The organism is Rickettsiales endosymbiont of Peranema trichophorum (assembly GCF_004210275.1).
Taxonomy (GTDB): domain Bacteria; phylum Pseudomonadota; class Alphaproteobacteria; order Rickettsiales; family Midichloriaceae; genus RICK02.
In genome coordinates this window covers 1-1,297 of the sequence record NZ_SCFA01000025.1, presented here as the reverse complement: position 1 = coordinate 1,297, position 1,297 = coordinate 1, and the positions used below count along the sequence as shown (strand labels likewise).

At 40.1% G+C, this 1,297-nt stretch carries 1 protein-coding gene; it reads left to right on the top strand.

Annotated features, from left to right (window positions below):
- Positions 1–894, top strand: an 894-nt coding sequence (locus EDM53_RS06060) for a hypothetical protein (RefSeq protein WP_207215398.1), incomplete at its 5' end; no start/stop codon positions are given.
- Between the last annotated feature and the right edge of the window lie 403 nt (positions 895–1,297).

Below are 1,297 nucleotides of genomic sequence, written 5' to 3'. Positions count from 1 at the left end.
GATTATGTGAATGCTGGTCAAAGAAGCATGATATCAAGGGTTATTGATGCTGTGATGAATCGACTTAACAACAAGCTGGATTTTGCATGGCAATACAAGGAGTATCTGTACAAGGGAGAGATTGGGAGATTTAAGGATATATTGAAAGAAAACAAGCTAGATGAGAGAGTATCGGTAGATATTTTACGTAATTATGGAGAGTTTAAGAAGCATGTGCTGCTTAGACTACACCCTGACAAGGGAGGGAGAGGGGAAGATTTTATATTTGCAAGGGAATTGCAGCAAAAAATGAGCTCTGATATTGATATAAAGGGAATGATAGGAGAAAAAGCGGCAGAAGTGGAAGTTGTGATATATAAAGCAGCGTTGAGCATCAAGATAGCCGATACAGTAGTGGATGTACTAAGAGTGGTCAATCGACCAACAGTTGAGAATGTGAAGCAAGTGGTATTGGGCACGGTGCATGTATATGGAATGTACAAGGGATTGAGTGTGTATGGATTAGCACTAGTGGGTTTGGAAGCTACATATCAAGTGTACCAGGGAGAATACGCTGAGGCGCTAAAACAGGTACTGATAACGACGGTTTACATGGCATTACCTATAGTGATGGGTGCAGGAGGTTTGCCACATGCAGGGTTGATATTTACATCAGGAATGACGGTGTACAGCCTTTACCATCTGATGTCCAACGTGCATAGTCTGTACATAGAGTATACAAGCGATGAGAATGGAGTGAGATCAGCGTCTGGATATGGAGAAGTCTACAGTTTATTAGCACGAACTCCATTACAATACGTATACGAGTTTGATAGCTCCAGGGGAGAGTATAATGAATTGATGCAGGAACAAGAACAACCGAAAGGATTCGAAGAAGTACTGAATGAGCCATAGGATGTATGGTTTTAATGCCCACACATTGTGGGTACGTAATAGTAAGTGCGTAAGTGACGGTGATGTTATATCTTAATTGGCCCCCCGCTGTGAATTGGAGAATATCCTACGGTATTGGGGAGTGTGTGAGGACGTCATCTTAAGTGTGTAAGTGAGGGTTATTTTCCCGAGTTTGACAATTTTGTATAGAGAAGAGAGGGATTATGCGGGTTGCATAATATTTTGGGGATATTTGTTATGAACCATCAATATAAGTGTTGACTTTTATTTGATTTATTATAAGGTCACTTTATGGTGATGAACCATGTAAATGTAACAATATGTTCGTTAGAATCATTAAAGGCAGTACTAAACAATATGCCGTAATCGTACGTGGTTATCGCGATAAAAACGGTAAAGTAAA